General features: G+C 66.2%; 16 protein-coding genes. 14 read left to right on the plus strand and 2 right to left on the minus strand.

The genetic code is table 11. From position 1 onward, the window contains the following. Positions 1–223 precede the first annotated feature (223 nt). From DIE08_RS04455 to DIE08_RS04505, 11 genes are all read left to right on the plus strand, one after another. Complete coding sequence (locus DIE08_RS04455) at positions 224–1,498, plus strand: serine hydroxymethyltransferase (protein ID WP_059600252.1); 1,275 nt, start codon at positions 224–226, stop codon at positions 1,496–1,498. 43 nt (positions 1,499–1,541) lie between these two features. Continuing rightward, the gene (locus DIE08_RS04460; RefSeq protein WP_034186088.1) at positions 1,542–2,513 is read left to right on the plus strand and encodes a dipeptidase; all 972 of its coding nucleotides are present in this window, start codon (positions 1,542–1,544) and stop codon (positions 2,511–2,513) included. Between the two features lie 139 nt (positions 2,514–2,652). Next, positions 2,653–3,186: a DUF5943 domain-containing protein gene (locus DIE08_RS04465; RefSeq protein WP_006488993.1), complete on the plus strand. Its 534-nt coding sequence runs from the start codon at positions 2,653–2,655 to the stop codon at positions 3,184–3,186. A 74-nt stretch (positions 3,187–3,260) separates the two neighbouring features. Continuing rightward, positions 3,261–5,324: an NADH:flavin oxidoreductase gene (locus DIE08_RS04470; protein ID WP_059600250.1), complete on the plus strand. Its 2,064-nt coding sequence runs from the start codon at positions 3,261–3,263 to the stop codon at positions 5,322–5,324. Positions 5,325–5,326: 2 nt separating this feature from the next. Further along, positions 5,327–7,252 carry a (Fe-S)-binding protein gene (locus DIE08_RS04475; protein ID WP_124622137.1) on the plus strand — a complete coding sequence of 642 codons (1,926 nt, stop codon included), beginning with the start codon at positions 5,327–5,329 and terminating at the stop codon, positions 7,250–7,252. Between the two features lie 4 nt (positions 7,253–7,256). Beyond that, positions 7,257–8,426 carry an electron transfer flavoprotein subunit alpha/FixB family protein gene (locus tag DIE08_RS04480; RefSeq protein WP_124901113.1) on the plus strand — a complete coding sequence of 390 codons (1,170 nt, stop codon included), beginning with the start codon at positions 7,257–7,259 and terminating at the stop codon, positions 8,424–8,426. Next, entirely contained in the window at positions 8,423–9,208 is a 786-nt protein-coding gene (locus DIE08_RS04485) for an electron transfer flavoprotein subunit beta/FixA family protein (RefSeq protein WP_124901114.1), read from the plus strand. Before DIE08_RS04480 ends, DIE08_RS04485 begins: the two co-directional genes overlap by 4 nt. A gap of 52 nt (positions 9,209–9,260) precedes the next feature. Beyond that, positions 9,261–10,502, plus strand: coding sequence for an aromatic ring-hydroxylating dioxygenase subunit alpha (locus tag DIE08_RS04490; RefSeq protein WP_124622131.1), 1,242 nt, complete (start codon positions 9,261–9,263; stop codon positions 10,500–10,502). A gap of 30 nt (positions 10,503–10,532) precedes the next feature. Next, positions 10,533–11,681 (plus strand): hybrid-cluster NAD(P)-dependent oxidoreductase, encoded by a 1,149-nt coding sequence (locus DIE08_RS04495; RefSeq protein WP_059600245.1) that lies wholly within the window; start codon positions 10,533–10,535, stop codon positions 11,679–11,681. Positions 11,682–11,819: 138 nt separating this feature from the next. Beyond that, positions 11,820–12,683 (plus strand): glycine betaine ABC transporter substrate-binding protein, encoded by an 864-nt coding sequence (locus DIE08_RS04500; protein WP_059692033.1) that lies wholly within the window; start codon positions 11,820–11,822, stop codon positions 12,681–12,683. 225 nt (positions 12,684–12,908) lie between these two features. Continuing rightward, positions 12,909–14,564 (plus strand): APC family permease, encoded by a 1,656-nt coding sequence (locus DIE08_RS04505; protein WP_124901115.1) that lies wholly within the window; start codon positions 12,909–12,911, stop codon positions 14,562–14,564. 150 nt (positions 14,565–14,714) lie between these two features. On the opposite strand, the gene purU is transcribed toward DIE08_RS04505, so the two are convergent. Together purU and DIE08_RS04515 are read right to left on the minus strand one after the other, a co-directional pair. Next, the gene (gene purU, locus DIE08_RS04510; RefSeq protein WP_059600242.1) at positions 14,715–15,602 is read right to left on the minus strand and encodes a formyltetrahydrofolate deformylase; all 888 of its coding nucleotides are present in this window, start codon (positions 15,600–15,602) and stop codon (positions 14,715–14,717) included. A 262-nt stretch (positions 15,603–15,864) separates the two neighbouring features. Then, entirely contained in the window at positions 15,865–16,791 is a 927-nt protein-coding gene (locus DIE08_RS04515) for a choline sulfate utilization transcriptional regulator (RefSeq protein WP_124622127.1), read from the minus strand. Between the two features lie 202 nt (positions 16,792–16,993). Here DIE08_RS04515 and betC point away from each other — a divergent pair, with 202 nt between their 5' ends. The 3 genes from betC (at position 16,994) to DIE08_RS04535 (ending at position 20,939) form a co-directional block, all read left to right on the plus strand. Then, entirely contained in the window at positions 16,994–18,529 is a 1,536-nt protein-coding gene (gene betC, locus DIE08_RS04525; protein ID WP_124901116.1) for a choline-sulfatase, read from the plus strand. 45 nt (positions 18,530–18,574) lie between these two features. Beyond that, a complete protein-coding gene (gene choX, locus DIE08_RS04530; protein WP_124622124.1) occupies positions 18,575–19,543 on the plus strand; it encodes a choline ABC transporter substrate-binding protein in 969 nt (322 codons plus the stop codon). A gap of 256 nt (positions 19,544–19,799) precedes the next feature. After that, on the plus strand, positions 19,800–20,939 hold the full coding sequence (locus DIE08_RS04535) for a porin (RefSeq protein WP_059534205.1): 1,140 nt from the start codon (positions 19,800–19,802) through the stop codon (positions 20,937–20,939). The last annotated feature ends 14 nt before the right edge of the window (positions 20,940–20,953 follow it).

Consider the following 20,953-nt stretch of genomic DNA (forward strand, 5'->3'; position numbering starts at 1 on the left):
GCCGGTTTGCTTCGTCATCGGAAAAAGCACGACCGGTCACTTGTACAAAACGGACGCGCATGGCGGAAAAGGCAAAGAACGCGTCTAAATTCATCAATCCGCCGAAAATCCGAACGACAAGAATAGAGCCGTCGGCAGCCTTGCACTGGATGCGCTGGAAACCCAGGTATGGCGGGCCTCGAGCTTCGGTTGCACGCCCTTTATTCTTCGTCACGGACGCACTATGTCGAACACCCAGCCTTTCTTCTCGCAGCCCCTCGCCGAGCGCGACGCTCCGGTGCGCAGCGCCATCCTGAAGGAGCTCGAGCGCCAGCAGTCGCAAGTCGAGCTGATCGCGTCGGAAAACATCGTGTCGCGCGCGGTGCTGGAGGCGCAGGGTTCGGTGCTGACCAACAAGTATGCGGAAGGCTATCCGGGCAAGCGTTACTACGGCGGCTGCGAATTCGCGGACGAGGTGGAGGCGCTGGCGATCGAGCGCGTGAAGCAGATCTTCAACGCCGGCTACGCGAACGTGCAGCCGCACTCGGGCGCGCAGGCGAACGGGTCGGTGATGCTCGCGCTGGCGAAGCCGGGCGACACCGTGCTCGGCATGTCGCTGGACGCCGGCGGCCACCTGACGCACGGCGCCAAGCCGGCGCTGTCGGGCAAGTGGTTCAATGCCGTGCAATACGGCGTGAACCGCGACACGATGCGTATCGACTACGACCAGGTTGAAGCGCTCGCGCACGAGCACAAGCCGAACCTGATCATCGCCGGCTTCTCGGCGTACCCGCGCGCGCTGGACTTCGCGCGCTTCCGTGCGATCGCCGACAGCGTCGGCGCGAAGCTGATGGTCGACATGGCGCACATCGCGGGCGTGATCGCCGCCGGCCGCCATGCGAACCCGGTCGAGCATGCGCACGTCGTCACGTCGACCACGCACAAGACGCTGCGCGGCCCGCGCGGCGGCTTCGTGCTGACCAACGACGAAGAGATCGCGAAGAAGATCAACTCGGCCGTGTTCCCCGGCCTGCAAGGCGGCCCGCTGATGCACGTGATCGCCGGCAAGGCCGTCGCGTTCGGCGAAGTGCTGCACGCGGACTTCAAGACCTACATCGACAACGTGCTCGCGAACGCGCAGGCGCTTGGCGAAGTGCTGAAGGCGGGCGGCGTGGACCTCGTCACCGGCGGCACCGACAACCACCTGCTGCTGGTCGACCTGCGCCCGAAGGGCCTGAAGGGCGCGCCGGTCGAGCAGGCGCTGGAACGGGCGGGCATCACCTGCAACAAGAACGGCATTCCGTTCGACACCGAGAAGCCGACCGTCACGTCGGGCATCCGCCTCGGCACGCCGGCCGGCACGACGCGCGGCTTCGGCGTCGCGGAGTTCCGCGAGGTCGGCCGCCTGATTCTCGAAGTGTTCGACGCGCTGCGCGCGAACCCGGAAGGCGACCACGCGACCGAACAGCGTGTGCGCCGCGAGATTTTCGCGCTCTGCGAGCGCTTCCCGATTTACTGATCGACGACCCCCACAAAAGCAGAAACTGGAGCGAGAGGCAGATATGAGCACGCTGCATCAGGACAGCATCATCATCGACGGACTGAACATCTCGAAGTTCGAGAAGCCGGTGTTCGAGGACATGCGCAAGGGTGGCATCACGGCCGCGAACTGCACGGTGTCGGTGTGGGAGAACTTCACCAAGACCGTCGACAACATCGGCGTGATGAAGAAGAAGATCCGCGACAACGGCGAACTGCTGACGCTGGTGCGCACGACCGACGACATCTTCCGTGCGAAGAAGGAAGGCAAGACCGGCATCATCCTCGGCTTCCAGAACGCGCACGCATTCGAGGACAACCTCGGCTACATCGAGGCGTTCGCCGACATGGGCGTGCGCGTCGTGCAGCTTTGCTACAACACGCAGAACCTGGTCGGCACGGGCTGCTACGAGCGTGACGGCGGCCTGTCCGACTTCGGCCGCGAAGTGATCACCGAGATGAACCGCGTCGGCATCATGGTCGACCTGTCGCATGTGGGCGGCAACACGTCGTCGGAAGCGATCGCGTTCTCGAAGAAGCCGGTGTGCTATTCGCACTGCCTGCCGTCGGGCCTGAAGGAACATCCGCGCAACAAGAGCGACGCACAGCTGAAGGAAATCGCCGACGCCGGCGGCTTCGTCGGCGTGACGATGTTCGCGCCGTTCCTGAAGCGCGGGATCGAGGCGAACATCGACGACTACATCGAGGCGATCGACTACGTCGTGAACCTGATCGGCGAAGACGCGGTCGGCATCGGCACGGACTTCACGCAGGATTTCGCGAAGGAATTCTTCGACATGCTGACGCACGACAAGGGCCGCTATCGCCAGCTGACGAACTTCGGCAAGGTGATCAACCCGGACGGCATCCGCACGATCGGCGAATTCCCGAACCTGACCGCGGCGATGGAACGCCACGGCTGGAAGGAGTCGCGCATCCGCAAGATCATGGGCGAGAACTGGGTGCGCGTGTTCAAGGACGTGTGGGGCGCGTAAGCGCCCGCCGACCCGAACCGCCGCCCGCGATTCAACACAAGAACAATCGGGACGTGCCGGCGCTTGCAGCGCGGGCACGCGGACGATGTCGTGCCTGCGCCAGAACCGCGCGGCCTTTTTTCCTCACGGAGTCACCACGATGCAACCGCAACTGCCGATCAACGTCGATCCCGATACCGGCGTCTGGACCACCGACGCGCTGCCGATGCTGTACGTGCCGCGCCACTTCTTCACGAACAACCATGTCGCCGTCGAAGAAGCGCTCGGCGTCGAGGCGTATGCCGAGATCCTCTACAAGGCCGGCTACAAGTCCGCATACCACTGGTGCGACAAGGAAGCGAAGCTGCACGGGCTGACCGGCATGGCCGTGTTCGAGCACTACCTGAAGCGCCTGTCGCAACGCGGCTGGGGCCTGTTCTCGATCATCGAGGCCGATCCGGCCAGCGCGCGCGCGAAGATCGAGCTGCGCCACTCGTCGTTCGTGCTCCAGCAGCCTGGCAAGGAAGGCAAGCTCTGCTACATGTTCGCGGGCTGGTTCGCCGGCGCGATGGACTGGGTCAACGACACGACGCCGGAAGGCAAGGGCGCGCCGCGCGCGCAATCGAAGGAAGTGCAGTGTGCGGCCGAACACCACGACCACTGCGTCTTCGAAGTGTCGCCGATCGCGCACTGATGCGCTGACATCACGACACAGCAACACAACAACACCCGCAACACGAGACATTCGAACGCCAGAGGTCGCCTGCGATGCGTTATCCCCACCTGTTCAAACCCATGCAGCTGAACCAGCTGACGCTGCGCAACCGGATCGTCAGCACCGCGCACGCGGAGGTGTATGCCGAGCCGGGCGGCCTGCCGGGCGACCGCTACATCCGCTATTACGAAGAGAAGGCGAAGGGTGGCGTCGGCCTCGCGATCTGCGGCGGCTCGAGCCCCGTGTCGATCGACAGCCCGCAGGGCTGGTGGAAGTCGGTGAACCTGTCGAACGACAAGATCATCGACCCGCTCACGCGCCTGGCCGACACGATGCACAAGCACGGCGCGAAGATCATGATCCAGGCGACGCACATGGGCCGCCGCTCGTCGTTCCATGGCGAGCACTGGCCGCATCTGATGTCGCCGTCGGGCGTGCGCGAGCCGGTGCACCGCGGCAACGCGAAGATCATCGAGATCGAGGAAATCCGCCGCATCATCGGCGACTTCGCGGCGGCCGCGAAGCGCGTGAAGGCAGCCGGCATGGACGGCATCGAGATCTCCGCCGCTCACCAGCACCTGATCGACCAGTTCTGGAGCAAGCGTTCGAACCATCGCACCGACGAATGGGGCGGCAGCCTCGAAAACCGTCTGCGCTTCGGCATCGAAGTGCTGACGGCCGTGCGCGAAGCGGTCGGCAAGGACTTCTGCGTCGGCCTGCGGATGTGCGGCGACGAATTCCACGAGGACGGTCTCGATCACGAGGCACTGAAGGAAATCGCGCAGGCGATGTCGGAGACGGGCCTGATCGACTACCTGAGCGTGGTCGGGTCGGGCGGCGACACGCACAACACGATCGCCAACTGCATGCCGCCGATGGCGCTGCCGCCGGAGCCGTTCGTGCACCTCGCGGCCGGCATCAAGTCGGTGGTGAAGATTCCAGTGATGCACGCGCAGAGCATCCGTGACGCGGGCCAGGCCGAGCGCCTGCTCGCCACCGGCATGATCGACCTGGTCGGCATGACGCGCGCGCAGATCGCCGATCCGCACATGGTGATCAAGATCCGCGACGGCCGGGAAGACGAAATCAAGCAGTGCGTCGGCGCGAACTACTGCATCGACCGCCAGTACAACGGCCTCGACGTGCTCTGCATCCAGAACGCCGCGACGTCGCGCGAAGCGACGATGCCGCACATCATCGAGAAGTCGCGCGGCCCGAAGCGCAAGGTGGTGGTGGTCGGCGCGGGCCCCGCGGGGCTCGAGGCCGCACGCGTCGCGAAGCTGCGCGGCCACGACGTGGTGCTGTTCGAGAAGAACACCGAAGTGGGCGGCCAGGTGATGATCGCCGCGAAGGCGCCGCAGCGCGAACAGATGTCCGGGATCATTCGCTGGTTCGACATGGAAACCAAGCGCCTAGGCGTTGATCGCCGCCTGGGCGTCGCCGCCGACGAGAAGATGATCATGGCCGAGAAGCCGGACATCGTCGTGCTCGCGACCGGCGGCTCGAGCTTCACGTGGCAGGTGCCGGCCTGGGGCGTGGCCGAAGGGTTGGCCGTCAGCTCGTGGGACATCCTGACCGGCAAGGTCGAGCCGAAGCAGAACGTGCTGCTGTTCGACGGCGTGAGCACGCATGCGGGCGCCGGCGTGGCGGACTTCATGGCCAGCCGCGGCTCGAAGGTCGAGGTCGTGACCCCCGACGTGAAGGTGGCCGACGATTGCGGCGGCACGACGTTCCCGATCTTCTATCGCCGCCTGTATGCGCTCGGCGTGATCCCGACGCCGAACACCATGCTCGATCGCGTGTACGAGGAAAACGGCAAGATGATCGCAGTGCTGCGCAACGAATACACCGAGGAACTGGAAGAGCGCGCGGTCGACCAGGTGGTGATCGAGAACGGTTCGTCGCCGAATGACGAGCTGTACTGGAAGCTCAAGCCGGAGTCGGTGAACCACGGCCAGATCGATCCGCACACGCTGTTCGCGGCCGAGCCGCAGCCGTGCCTGTCGGAAGAACTGGGCAACGGCCGCTTCCTGCTGTTCCGTGTCGGCGACTGCATCTCGATGCACAACGTCCACGGTGCGATCTACGACTCGCTGCGTCTCGTCAAGGATTTCTAAAGATGAATCCGGCTTTCCTCATTACCGCACTGCTGTGGCTGTCGGTGGCGGGGCTCGCGTTCGCGGTCGCGAAGCGCTCGTCCTACTGGCGTCTCGGGCGCGCGACGGCGCCCGGCTCGTTCGGCGTCGCGAACCTGTTCGCGATCCCGAAGCGCTATTTCGTCGACCTGCACCACGTGGTTGCCCGCGATCCGTACATCGCGAAGACCCACGTCGCGACCGCCGGCGGCGCGATCGCCGCGCTCGCGCTGGTGTTCGTCAACTACGGCCTGGCGATCTACTCGCCGTGGCTCGACAAGCTGATCTTCCTCGCGGCGCTCGCGATGCTCGTCGGCGTGGTGTTCGTCTGGCGCCGCCGTGCGGCCAAGGACGTGCCCGCCCGCCTGTCGCGCGGCCCGTGGAACGCGCTGCCCTGGCTGCTCGGCTCGTTCGCGCTCGGCCTCGTGCTGTTCATGGTCGTGCCGGCCGGCGCGATGTCGGGTGCGTTCGCGGTGCTCTGCGCGCTGCTGATCGGCGCCGGTGCATTCACGATGACCGTCGGCGCCGCGAAGGGCGGCCCGATGAAGCACGCGATCGCCGGCCTGCTGCACCTCGCATTCCACCCGCGCCAGGAACGTTTCGCGGCCACCCGCGAATCGTTCACGGGCAACGGCACGGCCACGCCGCCGACCGCGCTGAAGCTGCCGGACATCGAGCACGAGGAGTATGGCGTCGCGAAGCCGGTCGAATTCCGCTGGAACCAGCTGCTGAGCTTCGACGCGTGCGTGCAGTGCGGCAAGTGCGAGGCCGCGTGCCCCGCGTTCGCATCGGGCCAGCCGCTGAACCCGAAGAAACTGATCCAGGATCTGGTCGTGGGCATGGCGGGCGGCACCGACGCCGCGTACGCCGGCAGCCCGACGCCGGGCCTCGCGGTCGGCCAGCATCGCGGCGAGCCGAACGGCCCGATCGTGTCCGGCCTGATCGAGGAGCAGACGCTCTGGTCGTGCACGACCTGCCGTGCCTGCGTGCAGGAGTGCCCGATGCTGATCGAGCACGTCGACGCAATCGTCGACATGCGCCGCAACCGCACCCTGGTGCACGGCACGGTGCCGGGCAAGGGCCAGGAAGTGCTCGCGAACCTGCGCGAGACCGGCACGATGGGCGGCTACGACACGGCTGCACGTTACGACTGGTCGGTCGACTTGAATGCACCCGTTGCGCAACCCGGCAAGCCGGTCGATGTGCTGTTCGTCGCCGGTGAAGGTGCGTTCGACATGCGTTACCAGCGTACGCTGCGCGCATTCGTGAAGGTGCTGAACAAGGCGGGCGTCGACTACGCGGTGCTCGGCGGGACCGAGACCGACACCGGCGACGTCGCACGTCGCCTCGGCGACGAAGCGACGTTCCAGCAGATGGCGAAGCGCCTGATCGGCACGCTCGGCTCGCTGTCGTACAAGCAGATCGTGACGGCCGACCCGCACGTGATGCACAGCCTGCGCAACGAATACCGCGCGCTCGGGCTGCGCGTGACGGTCAAGCATCACACGACCTACCTCGCGGAGCTGGCCGACAGCGGCAAGATCGCACCGAAGGCCGTCGAGGCGCTGCGCGAGAAGCGCACCACGTATCACGACCCGTGCTACCTCGGCCGCTACAACGGCGAGACGGAATCGCCGCGCAAGCTGCTGAAGACGATCGGCATCCAGGTCGTCGAGATGGAGCGCAACGGCATGCGCGGCCGCTGCTGCGGCGGTGGCGGCGGTGCGCCGTTGACCGACATCCCGGGCAAGCAGCGTATTCCCGACATCCGCATCGCCGACGCGCGCGCCATTGGCGCGGACGTGGTCGCGGTCGGATGCCCGAACTGCACGGCGATGCTCGAAGGCGTCGTGGGCCCGCGCCCCGACGTGCTCGACGTGGCCGAACTCGTTGCCGCCTCGCTGGAGTGAATCGATGAACACGATCAAACGAATCGATCCGCGCCGGCCGTTCATCATCACGGCCGCGGGCCTGAAGCGCATCACGCTGGGCGAGGAAGGCAGCGCCGACGCGAGCGCCACGCAGTGGTCCGCGCACGGTCATGGCGCCGCGGCCGCGAAGCCGCGCCGCCCGGTGCAGGACCCGAAGCACGTGATGCTGGTGGTGGCGCACACCGAGCGCGGCGCGCTCGACGACCATGCGCGGCAGGCGGTCGCCGCCGCCGCGGTGCTCGCCGACGCGCAGACGGAAGTCGCGCTGCTGGCGTTCGGCGAACTGAAGGATGACGCAGCGGAGCTCGGCGTCGACAAGCTGATCGAGCTGGCCGACTTCGACCGTCGCGCCTTTGCGCCCGAAAGCGAATTGCAAGCATTGCAGGCCTGCGCCGCGGCGCTCGCGCCGAAGCACGTGTTCGTGCCCGACAACGCGACCGGCGACGGCGATCTGGGCCGGCGTTACGCGGCGGCTGCCGGCGCGAGCGTCGCGACCCACGTGGTCGAAATCGACGCGAAGCACGTTGGCGCGTATGCGCAGGCCGGCCGTGCGTTCGCGACGCGCGGCTTGCCCGACGTGATCCTGCTTGCGCAGAACGCGGTCGAAGCAAAACTGCCGTTCGTCGGTGCCGGCGAGCGCCTGGCCGCCGACTTCATCCGCCCGGCCGGCGACGCGGCGCAACCGTACCGCGATCTCGGCCTTGAGGAAATCGACGCGGCGCAGGTCGCGCTGGAGGAAGCCGACTTCATCGTGTCGGCCGGCAACGGCGTGTCCGACATCGGCGCGTTCGAGCGGCTCGCCGGCGCGTTCGGCGCGGCGATCGGCGCGAGCCGCGTCGCGGTCGACAACGGTCACTTCACGCGCGACAAGCAGGTGGGCGCGACCGGCAAGACGGTCGAGGCCAGCGTGTACATCGCGTTCGGCATCTCGGGCGCGGTGCAGCACTTGCAGGGGATCAAGGACTGCCGCCACGTGATCGCGGTCAACCTCGACGGCAGCGCGCCGATCGCCAAGCGCGCGAACCTGACGGTGGTGGGCGACGCGCAGGCGACGATCGCCGCGCTGATCGAACAGGTGCAGGCCGCGCGCGCGTCGCGCGGACAATCGCCGACCGCGGTCGGCGCCCGTGAATCCGAAGGAGTCGCAGCATGAACGCCACCCGCCAGTTGCAACGCATCGCGGTGCTCGTCTCCGTGGGCCGGCACCCGGTCAGCGGCACCGCGCGCTACAGCCGCAACGACGCGGCCGCGCTCGAGGTCGGCCGTCAGCTCGCGGAGCGGCATCGCGCCCAGCTCGACGTGCTCCATGCGGGAGACCCCGCGAATGAAGCGCTTGCTGAATACCTCGCGCTCGGTGCGCGGCAGGTCGAGGTGCTGGCCTGCCACGACGGCGACGATGCCGCGCATGCGCTCGCCGCGCGCGTCGAAGGCTACGACCTCGTGCTGACCGGCACCCGCGCCGAGGGCGCGTACGACACCGGGATGCTGCCGTATCGCGTTGCCGCGACGCTCGGCTATCCGCTCGTCGGCGCGGCCGTCGACGTGACGATCGACGGCGGCCGCGCGGCGGTCCGGCAATTCTTGCCGAAAGGGTTGCGGCGGCGCGTCGACGCGGCGCTGCCTGCCGTCGTCGCGGTCCATCCGCTCGCCAACGTGGCGCCGCGCTACGCGTATGCGCGGCTGCGGGCCGGGGCGATCCGCCCGGCGCTGACGTCGACCGGCGCGGATGCAGATGCCAGCGCGTGGAAGGTTGGCCCGATCGAGCGTAAACCCGTAAAGCTGGTCGCCGCCGAGAAGCGCTCCGGGCATGCCCGGATGCTGTCGGCGACGACAACGGAAAGCCGCGGCGGCAACGTCGTAAATGAAGGGAGTTCAGTCGAAAAAGCACAAGTGATCCTCGCGTATTTGCGCGAGCATCAGCTCATCGACTACTGATTTTGATGCCTGTCGGCAACCACACTGGGACGCAAGGAATCCGGAGCAAACGATGAAAGTATCGGCAGACATTCGTGCACTGATCGAGCGACGCAAGGAAGGTTACAGCCTCGAAGCGCCGTTCTATACGAGCGAGGAAATCTTCGCCCTCGACATGGAGGCGATTTTCCGCCAGCACTGGATCCAGGTTGCGGTTGAACCGGACATTCCCGAGCCGGGCGACTACCTGACCGTGGAACTGGGCAGCGACTCGATCCTGATCGTGCGCGACGACGACATGGAAATCCGCGCGTTCCACAACGTGTGCCGCCACCGCGGCGCGCGCCTGTGCAACGAGGATAAAGGCTCGGTCGGCAACATCGTGTGCCCGTACCACAGCTGGACCTACAACCTGACGGGCCAGCTGATGTTCGCCGAGCACATGGGCGAGCAGTTCGATCGCTGCAAGCACAGCCTGAAGTCGGTGCACGTGCAGAACCTCGCGGGGCTGATCTTCATCTGCCTCGCCGAGGAGCCGCCGGTCGATTTCGCGCAGCTGCGCGCCCAGATGGAGCCGTATCTGCTGCCGCACGATCTGCCGAGCACGAAGATCGCCGCACAGATCGACATCATCGAGGAAGGCAACTGGAAGCTCACGATGGAGAACAACCGCGAGTGCTATCACTGCGTCGCGAACCATCCCGAGCTGACGATCTCGCTGTACGAATACGGCTTCGGCTACCAGCGCTCCGACGCGAACGCCGAAGGCATGGACGCATTCGCGGAAACCTGCGTGCGCCGTGGCAAGGAGTGGGCCGAGATGGGCCTGCCGTCCGCCGAAATCGAAAAGCTGCTCGACGTGACGGGCTTCCGCACGCAGCGCCTGCCGCTCGACCGTAGCGGCGAATCGCAAACGCTCGACGCGAAGGTCGCGTCGAAGAAGCTGCTCGGCAAGTTCGAACAGGCCGACCTCGGTGGCCTGTCGTTCTGGACGCAGCCGAACTCGTGGCACCACTTCATGAGCGATCACATCGTGACGTTCTCGGTGATTCCGCTGTCGGCCGGCAAGACGCTCGTGCGTACCAAGTGGCTCGTGCACAAGGACGCGAAGGAAGGCATCGACTACGACGTGAAGAACCTGACGGCCGTGTGGAACGCGACCAACGACCAGGATCGCGCGCTCGTCGAGTTCTCGCAGCGCGGCGCGACCAGCAGCGCGTACGAGCCGGGCCCGTATTCGCCGTACACGGAAGGTCTCGTCGAAAAATTCTCGGCCTGGTACATCGGCCGGCTCGCCGAAAAGACCGGCGCGTAGTAGTCAGCGGAACAGCAAGCGGAGTTACACATGATGCGAGATGCGGCCAATTTCGAGCCGGCGGACAGCCGGGTTACACACCCGGCGTTCTGGAACGCGCTCCCGGAGCGCTGGACGAGCGACGTCGAGGAAACGCTGGTGTGCTGCCACGTGCGGCAGGAAACCCACGACGTGAAGAGCTTCTTCTTCCGTTCGCCGCAGGGCCGTGCGTTCTCGTTCGAGCCCGGGCAGTTCATCACGCTCGAGCTCGACATCGAAGGCGAGACGATCAACCGGTGCTACACGATCTCGTCGTCGCCGGCGCGGCCGCACACGATCTCGATCACGGTCAAGCGCGTGCCGGGCGGCAAGGTGTCGAACTGGCTGCACGACAACCTGCAGCCGGGCGCGTCGGTGCGTGTGCTCGGCCCGGCCGGCGAATTCACGTGCGCGCGGCATCCGGCGCGCAAGTATTTGTTCCTGTCGGCCGGTTCGGGCGTCACGCCGCTGATGTCGATGAGCCGCGCGCACCATGATCTTGCAGAGGATCGCGACATCCTGTTCGTGCACAGCGCACGCACGCCGGACGACATCATCTTCGCGCGCGAACTCGATCTGATCGCGTCGAACCATACGAATTTCCGCACGTCGTTCGTCGTCGAGCGTGTCGGTGCACGCACCAACTGGCCGGGCGTCACGGGCTTCCTGACGCTGCCGCTGCTGAAACTGATCGCACCGGACTTCATGGAGCGCGAGATCTTCACGTGCGGCCCCGCACCATACATGAAGGCCGTGCGCGACCTGCTCGACGAAGCCGGCTTCGATCGCAAGCAGTATCACGAGGAAAGCTTCTCGTTCGAAACGCTCGCGCAGACCGCGAGCGACGACGTGCTCGCCGAACTCGTGCCGGCCGCCGACGGCGCCGATGTCGCAACGAAGCAGTACACGGTCAGCTTCGCGAAGAGCAACCGCGAGATTTCGTGCGGCTCCGAGCAGCACGTGCTCGACGCGGCGCGCCAGTCGGGCGTGCGGCTGCCGGCGTCGTGCACGCAGGGCATGTGCGGTACCTGCAAGGTGAAGCTCGTGTCGGGGCAGGTCGAGATGAAGCACAACGGCGGCATCCGCCAGCGCGAGATCGATCAGGGGATGGTGCTGCTGTGCTGCAGCAAGCCGCTGTCGGATCTTGTGATCGACAAATAGTCAAAAAAAGCCATTGCATGTCCGGGGCGTCGCGTCGCGCCCGGACAAGCATCCGTCGGAAAACAACGATACCGCGGAATTGTGGTTGAAGAACCTAGAGAGACAACGCGCACGGTGCGCATTTCAAGGAGATCGACCATGAAGTTGTTCGGAAAACTGTTGTGGACCGGCGCACTGTCGGCGATGGTGGCACTGAGCGCGTCGGCGCTCGCCGATACGAAGCCCACGCTGAAGATCGGCTACGTCGAGGGCTGGGACGACAGCGTCGCGACGTCGAACGTCGCGGCTCGCGTGATCGAGAAGAAGCTCGGCTACCAGGTCCAGCTCGTACCGGTTGCTGCCGGGATCATGTGGCAGGGCGTGGCACGCGGCGACCTCGACGCGACGCTGTCCGCGTGGCTGCCCGTCACGCACGGTTCCTACTGGGGCGAATACAAGGCGAAGGTTGTCGATCTCGGCGCGAACTTTCCCGACGCGAAGATCGGCCTGATCGTCCCCGACTACGTGAAGGCGAAGAGCATTGACGACCTGAATGCCGAGAAAAGCAGCTTCGGCGGCCGGATCGTCGGCATCGACGCGGGCGCGGGCGTGATGCGCAAGACCGACGAAGCGATCAAGAGCTACGGCCTGAACTACACGCTGATGCCGAGCTCGGGTAGCGCGATGACGGCCGAGCTGTCGCGCTCCGTCGGCGCGAACAAGCCGGTGATCGTGACCGGCTGGGCGCCGCACTGGATGTTCGCGAAGTGGAAGCTGCGCTTCCTCGAGGATCCGAAGAAGGTGTTCGGCGGCGCGGAGCACGTCGACAGCGTCGTGAACCCGCAGCTCGAAACGAAGGCCAAGCCGGTCGTCGCGTTCCTGAAGAAGTTCCAGTGGAAGCCGGGCGAGATCGACAGCGTGATGCTCGCGATCCAGAACGGCTCGAAGCCGGAAGCAGCCGCCGATGCATGGATTGCGGCGCATGCGGACCGCGTGAATTCGTGGACTGAAGGCGCACAGTAAGACCGCGGCGATTCGTCGCGCGAAATCATAAAACAACACGCCGGGAGTGGCCCGCAGGAATCCGAAATAATCGTGAATTCATGCGGCCATATCCCGGTTTTCTATTTCCGATTCTGCAAAAATGCGCGTAAGTTGTTACACTAGCGCCCTTGTGCGGAATCATCTGCTTTGCATCGGACCGGAGTAAGCGCTGAAGCGCTCACGCTGATCGAGAGGAGGAATTGGATGAATCAGGCAGGACTGCGTGCTAATCGCACCAGTGGTGTTGAGGCAACCATCTCACATGATTCGACGGGCCACACGCTGCACCGTGGCCTGACTTGGAAAGACGCATTCTGGGTAACGAGCGGTGTGCCGGCAGGCGTGCTGTTCACGATCGGCGGCGTATGCGCGACGATCGGCCAGCCCGCGTGGGCGATCTGGATCGCCGCGATCACGATGGGGCTGATTCAAAGCGCGACTTATGCGGAAATATCGGGGCTATTTCCCCATAAATCGGGCGGCGCGTCGGTGTATGGCGCGATCGGCTGGGTTCGATACAGCAAGCTGATTGCCCCGGTTTCCGTGTGGTGCAACTGGCTCGCGTGGTCGCCGATGCTCGCGCTCGGCTGCGGCCTCGCGGCGAGCTATGCGCTCACGAGTCTCTTTCCCGCCGATGCGGCGGTGCTGCACTGGCAGCTCAAGGTTGCGGACCTCGGGTTCATCAAGCCGGGTCTTTCCCTTCGAATCAACGCGACATTCATCATCGCGACGATTCTGCTTCTCATCACGTTCAAACTGCAGCACAGCGGCGCGTCGAAGGCGGCACGCACGCAGCGCATCCTCGGCATCGCGTCGCTCACGCCGCTCTTGATCGTCGGCATCGTGCCGTTCGTCACCGGCGACGTGCCGATGTCGAACCTGCTTCCGCTGCTGCCGCTCGGTCATGATGCGCAAGGCAACCTCACGACCGCGACCTTCGGATCGTGGAACGGGCAGGGCGTCACGATGGCGCTCGGCGCGATGTTCATGGCCGGCTGGGCGTCGTACGGTTTCGAGACGGCCGTCTGCTATACGCGTGAATTCCGTGATCCGCGTCGCGACACCGCGAAAGCGATCTTCTGGTCGGGCGCGCTGTGTCTCGTCGTGATGACGCTCGTGCCGCTGGCGTTCCAGGGCGCGCTCGGCACGCAGGCGATGCTCGATCCGTCGATCGGCGACGGCACCGGCGTCGCGGCCGCGATGGCGAAGATCGTCGGCGGCGGCGCATGGGTCGCGAATGCGGTCGTCGTGATGCTGATGCTGTCGATCCTGCTGATCGTGATGACGTCGATGATGGGCTCGTCGCGCACGCTGTACCAGGCATCGGTCGACGGCTGGCTGCCGAAGTATCTGTCGCACGTGAACGAGCACGGCTCGCCCACGCGGGCGATGTGGACCGATCTCGGCTTCAACCTCGTGTTGCTGATGATGTCGGACTACATGACGGTGCTGTCGATCTCGAACGTCTGCTACATGCTGTTCGTATTCCTGAACCTTCAGTCCGGCTGGATCCACCGGATGGATCGCGGCGACTGGGATCGGCCGTTCCGCTGCCCGACCTGGCTGCTCGTCGCCGGTTCGATCTGCGGCTACGCGAACCTCGTCTATGTCGGCGCGGGTGCGAACCTGCAGGGCGAAGGCACGCTGCGCAACGGGCTGATCGCGATGCTGCTGATCGTGCCGGTGTTTCTCTATCGCCACTACTGGCAGGATCGCGGCCGTTTCCCGGCGCAGATGCAGCGCGACATGGAGCTCGAGGTGCCGAAGCGCGCGATGTGGCTGAACCTGATGCCGTATGCGGCGCTGGTCGGCGCGGGCCTCACGATCTGGCTGTCGTACCACTTCGCGTGGGTGAAGTGAGCACCTGACCACGGCACGCGCGGCGCGTGACGAATCCGGACACCGCACCCGGAGCCGTCGCGCGAAGCGTCGAACGTCAGGCGATAAAAAACCCGACCGGTTGTTGCTGCCGGTCGGGTTTTTTGTTGGCCGTGCGCCGAATGTATGTGCTTACGGAAACACCACCGTCCGGTCGCCGTTCAGGAACACGCGGCGCTCGATGAACGCCTTCACCGCGCGTGCAAGCGTGATGCATTCGACGTCGCGGCCGACCGCGAGCAGTTGCTCGGGACGCAATGCGTGATCGACGCGTTCGACCACCTGCTCGATGATCGGACCTTCGTCGAGATCGTCGGTCACGAAGTGCGCGGTCGCGCCGATCAGCTTCACGCCGCGTGCATGCGCCTGGTGATACGGCTTCGCGCCCTTGAAGCCGGGCAGGAACGAGTGATGGATGTTGATTGCGCGGTTCGCGAGCTTCGCGCTGGTTTCCTGCGACAGCACCTGCATGTAGCGCGCGAGGATCACGAGTTCGGCACCGCTCGATTCGAAGAAATCGAGCCACTGCGCTTCCTGCTGCGCCTTGGTGTCGGCCGTGATCGGGAAGTGGCGGAACGGCAGCCCGTGCTGCGCGGCGAGCGGCTCGAAATCCGGATGGTTCGACACGATGCCGACGATGTCCATCTTCAGCTCGCCCATCCGCCAGCGGAACAGCAGGTCCGCGAGGCAATGCTCGAGCTTCGACACCATGATCAGCACTTTCGGGCGCGCGTTCACGTCGTGGATCGCCCATTGCGTGTCGCCTTCACCGCCGCCGGCGAGCCCGGTCGCGATCGGCCCGAACTCCTGGCGCAACGCGTCGATCTGTAGCGTCTCATCCGTCGGATGAAACACGCAGCGCACGAAGAAGTGGTTGCTGAGATCGTCGTCGAACACGTTCAGCGCATCGACGTAGCAGCGATGGCGCTCGAGAAAGCCGACGACGGCGGCGACCTGGCCGGCCGCGCTCGGGCACGACAGCGTCAGGACGAATTGATCGGGGCGTGAGTCGGCGGTCATGAAATTCCTCGGAGTCATGGGGCGCGAACCCGCGCGGCGGCGCACCGGGGCGCCAGGCTACGCGGGTAGCGGGAGACTCAAGTAAATCAGGACGTTTTCGGCGCGGATAGAACCAACCCGCCGTGTGGCTGGTATCGGCGCGCCAGCGCGGCCGGGCGGGGGCGGCGCTTCATGTGCGGGCTCGCCGGCGGGCGTCGGGCGGCGGGGCGCAGCCGGTACGGCCCGCGTCGGGCGCGTATCCTCCGGCCGGCCGGACGATCGTTCAGGCAGGTGCGCACGCATCCAGCAGCCAGCGCCGGAACACGTGGGTCGCGTCCGGCTCGGGGCGCTGCGGTGGACGCACGAGGAAGTAGCCGCGCGACGTGACGACGGGCGCGTCGACGAGCTTCACGAGCTGCCCGGACGCGACGAGCTCGTCGACGAGCGGCGACCAGCCGAGCGCGACACCCTCGCCGAGCAGCGCAGCATGGATCACGAGCGCATAGCTGTTGAAGGTCACGCCGCGCGCGGCGGCCGGCGCGTCCTGGCCGTGGGCGTCGAACCAGCCGGCCCACGACAGCCAGCGTTCGGGGCGCGTCGGCTGCACGTGCAGCAGCGGGAGCGCATGCAGGTGGTCGGGCCGGGCGACGTGCGGGTGCGCGGCGCGGAACGCGGGCGAGCAGACCGGGGTGACGGATTCCGGAAAGAGCCGCGCGGCCGTGCACGACGGCCAGTGGCCATCGCCGAACAGGATCGCGATGTCGGCGTGGTCGCGCTGCGCGTCGAAGTCCTGTGACGTGACGACCCGCACGTCGACGTCCGGCATCACGCGTTTCAGGCCCGCGAGGCGCGGCATCAGCCAGTAGGTCGCGAAACCGAAATCCGTGACGATCGTGAGTGCGCCATGCTCGCGGCGCGCGCGCAGCGTCGCGGTGGCGCCGCGCAGCGTGTCGAGGCTCACCCGCACGGCTTCGTACAGGCACTGGCCGTCGCTCGTCAGCGTGACGCCGCGCGGGCTGCGCTCGAACAGCGGCACGCCGAGTTCCGCCTCGAGCTGGAACACCTGCTGGCTCACGGCCGGCTGCGTCGAGCCGAGCTCGCGCGCGGCGGCCGTGAAGCTCTGGAGACGGGCGGCCGATTCGAACGCGCGCAGCGCCTGCATCGACGGTAACGGTTCGGATTTCGACATAAGTCTCTCTAATGGCCTCATAAGGGCCGGACGCCTTCCCGCGCGAATTCGGGCGGGAGATAGTGCTTCGGACGGCACGGCACCGTGCCGATCCTTCCGCGATTCTAGCCAGTCGCGGCCGGTGCGCGCGGCACTTTCTTCACGCTGCGTCCGTCATGCTGGCTGCGCCGCTGCCCAGGCGTCGCGCCGTTCCGTTCGAACACCGATTTCCCCACGACCGCCGATGACGAACCCGACTCCCAACATCCTGATCCTGATGGCCGACCAGTTGACGCCGTTCGCGTTGCCGGCCTACGGCAATCGCGTCGCACGCACGCCGACGCTCGACCGGCTCGCCTCGCAAGGCGTGGTGTTCGATGCCGCGTATTGCGCGAGCCCGCTGTGCGCGCCATCGCGCTTCTCGCTGCTGACTGGCAAGCTGCCGTCGGGTATTGGCGCTTACGATAACGCCGCCGAACTGCCGGCGCAAACGCTGACCTTCGCGCACTACCTGCGCGCGGGCGGCTACCGCACGATGCTGTCCGGCAAGATGCATTTCTGCGGCCCCGACCAGCTGCACGGCTTCGAGGAGCGGTTGACGACCGACATCTATCCCGCCGACTTCGGCTGGGTGCCCGACTGGGACCGCCCGACCGAGCGGCCGAGCTGGTATCACAACATGAGCTCGGTGCTCGAGGCCGGCCCGTGCGTGCGCACGAACCAGCTCGACTTCGACGACGAAGTCACGTTCGCGGCGAAGCAGAAGCTCTATGACGTCGCGCGCGAGCGTGCGGCCCGGCATGACGAGCGGCCGTTCTGCATGGTCGTCTCGCTGACGCATCCGCACGATCCGTACGCGATCACGCGCGAATACTGGGATCTGTACAGCGATGACGAGATCGACATGCCGGCCGTGCGGCTCGATGCGGCCGAGAGCGATCCGCATTCGCAGCGGCTGCGCTTCGTCTGCGAAAACGACCGCACGCCGCCGACCGACGCGCAGATCCGCGCCGCGCGCCGCGCGTACTATGGCGCGACGTCCTACGTCGACGCGCAGTTCGGCAGCGTGCTGGCCGCGCTCGACCAATGCGGGTTCGCAGACGACACGATCGTGATCGTCACGTCCGACCACGGCGACATGCTCGGCGAGCGGGGGCTCTGGTACAAGATGACGTTCTTCGAGGGCGGGTGCCGCGTGCCGTTGATCGTGCATGCGCCGGGCCGCTTCGACGCCGCGCGCGTGCGCGGACCCGTGTCGCACGTCGACCTGCTGCCGACGCTCGTCGACCTGGCTGGCGCGGCGCCGGCCGGCGGCTGGCCCGACGCGATCGACGGCGCGAGCCTCGTGCCGCATCTGCGGGGCGCGAGCGCGCACGACGTCGCGCTGGGCGAATACCTCGCGGAAGGGGCGGTCGCGCCGGTCGTGATGATCCGCCGCGGCGACTGGAAGTACGTGCATTGCCCGGCCGACCCCGACCAGCTCTACAACCTCGCCGACGATCCGCGCGAGCGTACGAATCTGGCCGGTCTGCCCGAAGCTGCCGACGTGCTCGCCGCATTCCGTGCGGAGGCGGCGCGGCGCTGGAACCTGCCGGAACTCGACGCCCAGGTGCGCGCGAGCCAGCGGCGGCGCCGGTTCCATTACGCGGCGACGACGCAGGGCCGCATCCAGGCATGGGACTGGCAGCCGTTCACCGACGCGAGCCAGCGCTACATGCGCAATCACATCGAACTCGACACGCTCGAAGCGATGGCGCGCTTTCCGCGCGTCGGGCGCTGAACGTACCGCATCGCGGTCATTGACGAACGACGGAGGAAGCGAATCATGAAACGGCAATGCAATGCAGCAATCCGGAGGCTCGGCACGGCGCTGGCCGCGGCCGCGTGCGTGGTGGCGATGCAGTCCGCACACGCCGCCGATCCGCAGACGTGTCGCGACGTGAAGATGGCGGCGCCCGGCTGGACCGACATCGACGCGACGAACGCGATGGCCGGCGTCGTGCTGAAGGCGCTCGGCTACCGGCAGGACGTCGCGAACCTGTCGGTGCCGATCACATACCAGGGCTTGAAGAAAGGGCAGGTCGACGTGTTCCTCGGCAACTGGATGCCCGCGCAGGCGCCGCTCGTGAAGCCGTTCGTCGACGAGAAGTCGATCGACGTGTTGCACGCGAACCTGAGCGGCGCGAAGTTCACGCTGGCCGTGCCCGACTACGTCGCGGCGGCTGGCGTGCACACGTTCGCCGATCTCGCGCGCTACGCGGACCGCTTCGGCGACAAGATCTACGGGATCGAGCCCGGCGCGCCCGCGAACCAGAACATCAAGCGGATGCTGTCCGACCATGCGCTCGGGTCCGCGAACTGGTCGCTCGTCGAATCGAGCGAGACGGGCATGCTCACGCAGGTCGAGCGCGCGGTGCGGGACAAGCGCTGGATCGTCTTTCTGGCGTGGGAGCCGCACCTGATGAACACGAAGTTCCACTTGACCTACCTGTCGGGCGGCGACGCGTATTTCGGCCCGAACTATGGCGGCGCGACCGTCAACACGGTGACGCGCCCGGGCTTTGCCGGCCAGTGCGCGAACCTGGCGCGGCTGTTCCGGCAGATGACGTTCTCCGTGGACGTCGAGAACCGCATGATCGCAGACATGCTCGACCACAAAACGTCGCCCGCGCTCGCGGCGCAGCATGTGCTGAAGGCCGACCCGGCGCTCGTCGAGGGCTGGCTGGACGGCGTGACGACCGCATCCGGCACGCCGGCCCTGCCGGCCGTGCGCGCGGCGCTCGACGCCCGCTGACCTGCCTCCGGGCGGCCGGTTTTTGCCGTGCCGCCCGTCTCGGTGTTTTCCCGACCAGTCGCATCAAGACCATTTGGTGTCGCCTTCAGACTGGTGGCCTGAAATATGGGTTTGTATTTTTCGCCAATGGCTGCGTTATTGCGGAAAACGAAATGCCGAAGCCAGCGGACGTAACGAATTCGAATCAGCCGGCGTATTGCTGCGCGCGCCAGGCCACGGTTCTTTCCATCGAAGGGTTCAGGGAGGGTGGTCGACAATGAAGCAAAAGAAAGTTGCCGTAGCCGCCGCGCTGGCATGCGCGGCCTGTATTCCCGCCATCGGCCACGCGCAGAGCAGCGTGACGCTATACGGGATTCTCGATGCGGGCATTACGTACGTGAACAACACGGGCGGTTCGCACGTGGTCAAGTTCGATGACGGCGTTTCCTACGGGAACCGCTTCGGCCTGAAGGGCACGGAAGATCTCGGCGGCGGCCTGAAGGCCGTGTTCGCGCTCGAGAGCGGGTTCCACCTCGGCAACGGCCAGCTCGGCTTCGGCGGGGCGGAGTTCGGGCGGCAGGCTTATGTCGGTCTCCAGAACGACTGGGGCACGCTGTCGTTCGGCAACCAGCTGGACATCACCAACGAGCTCGTGTCGATCTACAACATCTCGGCATGGGGCAGCGGCTACGCGATCCACCAGGGCGACTTCGACCGTTTCAATGGCGACCGCCTGCCGAACTCGGTCAAGTTCCTGTCGAACGACCTGAGCGGCTTCAAGTTCGGCGCGATGTACTCGTTCGGCAACGTCGCCGGCAACTTCCATCGCAACAGCGCATGGAGCGCAGGCGCAAGCTACACGAAGGGCGACTTCTCGATCGGCGCCGCTTACACGCGCCTGAACAACCCGAACGGCATCTATGCGTTCGACCCGTACGCGATGATCGGCACGCATACGTTCCTCGGCCAGCAGACCGTGACCGTCGATCCGGCGACCGGCGCCCGCACCGACCTGTTCGCGAACACCGCGATGGACGTCGACAGCCAGGGCACGTTCGGCATCGGCACGAGTTACACGATCGGCAAGCTGTCGCTCGACGCGAACTTCTCGTACACGACGATCAAGGGCTTCGGCCAGTCGTCGCACATGCAGGTGTACGAAGGCGGCGGCCTGTACCAGTTCACGCCGGCGCTGAGCTTCATCGCGGGTTACCAGCACACGCGCTTCGAAGGTCACCACTGGAACCAGGGCACGGCCGGCCTGCACTACCTGCTGTCGAAGCGCACCGACGTGTACATCTCCGGCGATTACCTGCGTGCTTCGCAGGGTGTCGATGCGGTGATCGGCTACAGCTTCACGCCGTCGACGACGCAGACGCAGGCCGATGTGCGGATCGGGATGCGGCATTCGTTCTGAGCGGGGTGGGGTAG

This window comes from Burkholderia sp. Bp9004 (assembly GCF_003858025.1).
Taxonomy (GTDB): domain Bacteria; phylum Pseudomonadota; class Gammaproteobacteria; order Burkholderiales; family Burkholderiaceae; genus Burkholderia; species Burkholderia diffusa.

Coding starts and splice junctions, on each gene's coding strand:
- DIE08_RS04455 (WP_059600252.1), top strand. CDS start 224: ATGTCGAACACCCAGCCTTTCTTCTCGCAGCCCCTCGCCGAGCGCGAC.
- DIE08_RS04460 (WP_034186088.1), top strand. CDS start 1,542: ATGAGCACGCTGCATCAGGACAGCATCATCATCGACGGACTGAACATC.
- DIE08_RS04465 (WP_006488993.1), top strand. CDS start 2,653: ATGCAACCGCAACTGCCGATCAACGTCGATCCCGATACCGGCGTCTGG.
- DIE08_RS04470 (WP_059600250.1), top strand. CDS start 3,261: ATGCGTTATCCCCACCTGTTCAAACCCATGCAGCTGAACCAGCTGACG.
- DIE08_RS04475 (WP_124622137.1), top strand. CDS start 5,327: ATGAATCCGGCTTTCCTCATTACCGCACTGCTGTGGCTGTCGGTGGCG.
- DIE08_RS04480 (WP_124901113.1), top strand. CDS start 7,257: ATGAACACGATCAAACGAATCGATCCGCGCCGGCCGTTCATCATCACG.
- DIE08_RS04485 (WP_124901114.1), top strand. CDS start 8,423: ATGAACGCCACCCGCCAGTTGCAACGCATCGCGGTGCTCGTCTCCGTG.
- DIE08_RS04490 (WP_124622131.1), top strand. CDS start 9,261: ATGAAAGTATCGGCAGACATTCGTGCACTGATCGAGCGACGCAAGGAA.
- DIE08_RS04495 (WP_059600245.1), top strand. CDS start 10,533: ATGATGCGAGATGCGGCCAATTTCGAGCCGGCGGACAGCCGGGTTACA.
- DIE08_RS04500 (WP_059692033.1), top strand. CDS start 11,820: ATGAAGTTGTTCGGAAAACTGTTGTGGACCGGCGCACTGTCGGCGATG.
- DIE08_RS04505 (WP_124901115.1), top strand. CDS start 12,909: ATGAATCAGGCAGGACTGCGTGCTAATCGCACCAGTGGTGTTGAGGCA.
- purU (WP_059600242.1), bottom strand. CDS start 15,602: ATGACCGCCGACTCACGCCCCGATCAATTCGTCCTGACGCTGTCGTGC.
- DIE08_RS04515 (WP_124622127.1), bottom strand. CDS start 16,791: ATGAGGCCATTAGAGAGACTTATGTCGAAATCCGAACCGTTACCGTCG.
- betC (WP_124901116.1), top strand. CDS start 16,994: ATGACGAACCCGACTCCCAACATCCTGATCCTGATGGCCGACCAGTTG.
- choX (WP_124622124.1), top strand. CDS start 18,575: ATGAAACGGCAATGCAATGCAGCAATCCGGAGGCTCGGCACGGCGCTG.
- DIE08_RS04535 (WP_059534205.1), top strand. CDS start 19,800: ATGAAGCAAAAGAAAGTTGCCGTAGCCGCCGCGCTGGCATGCGCGGCC.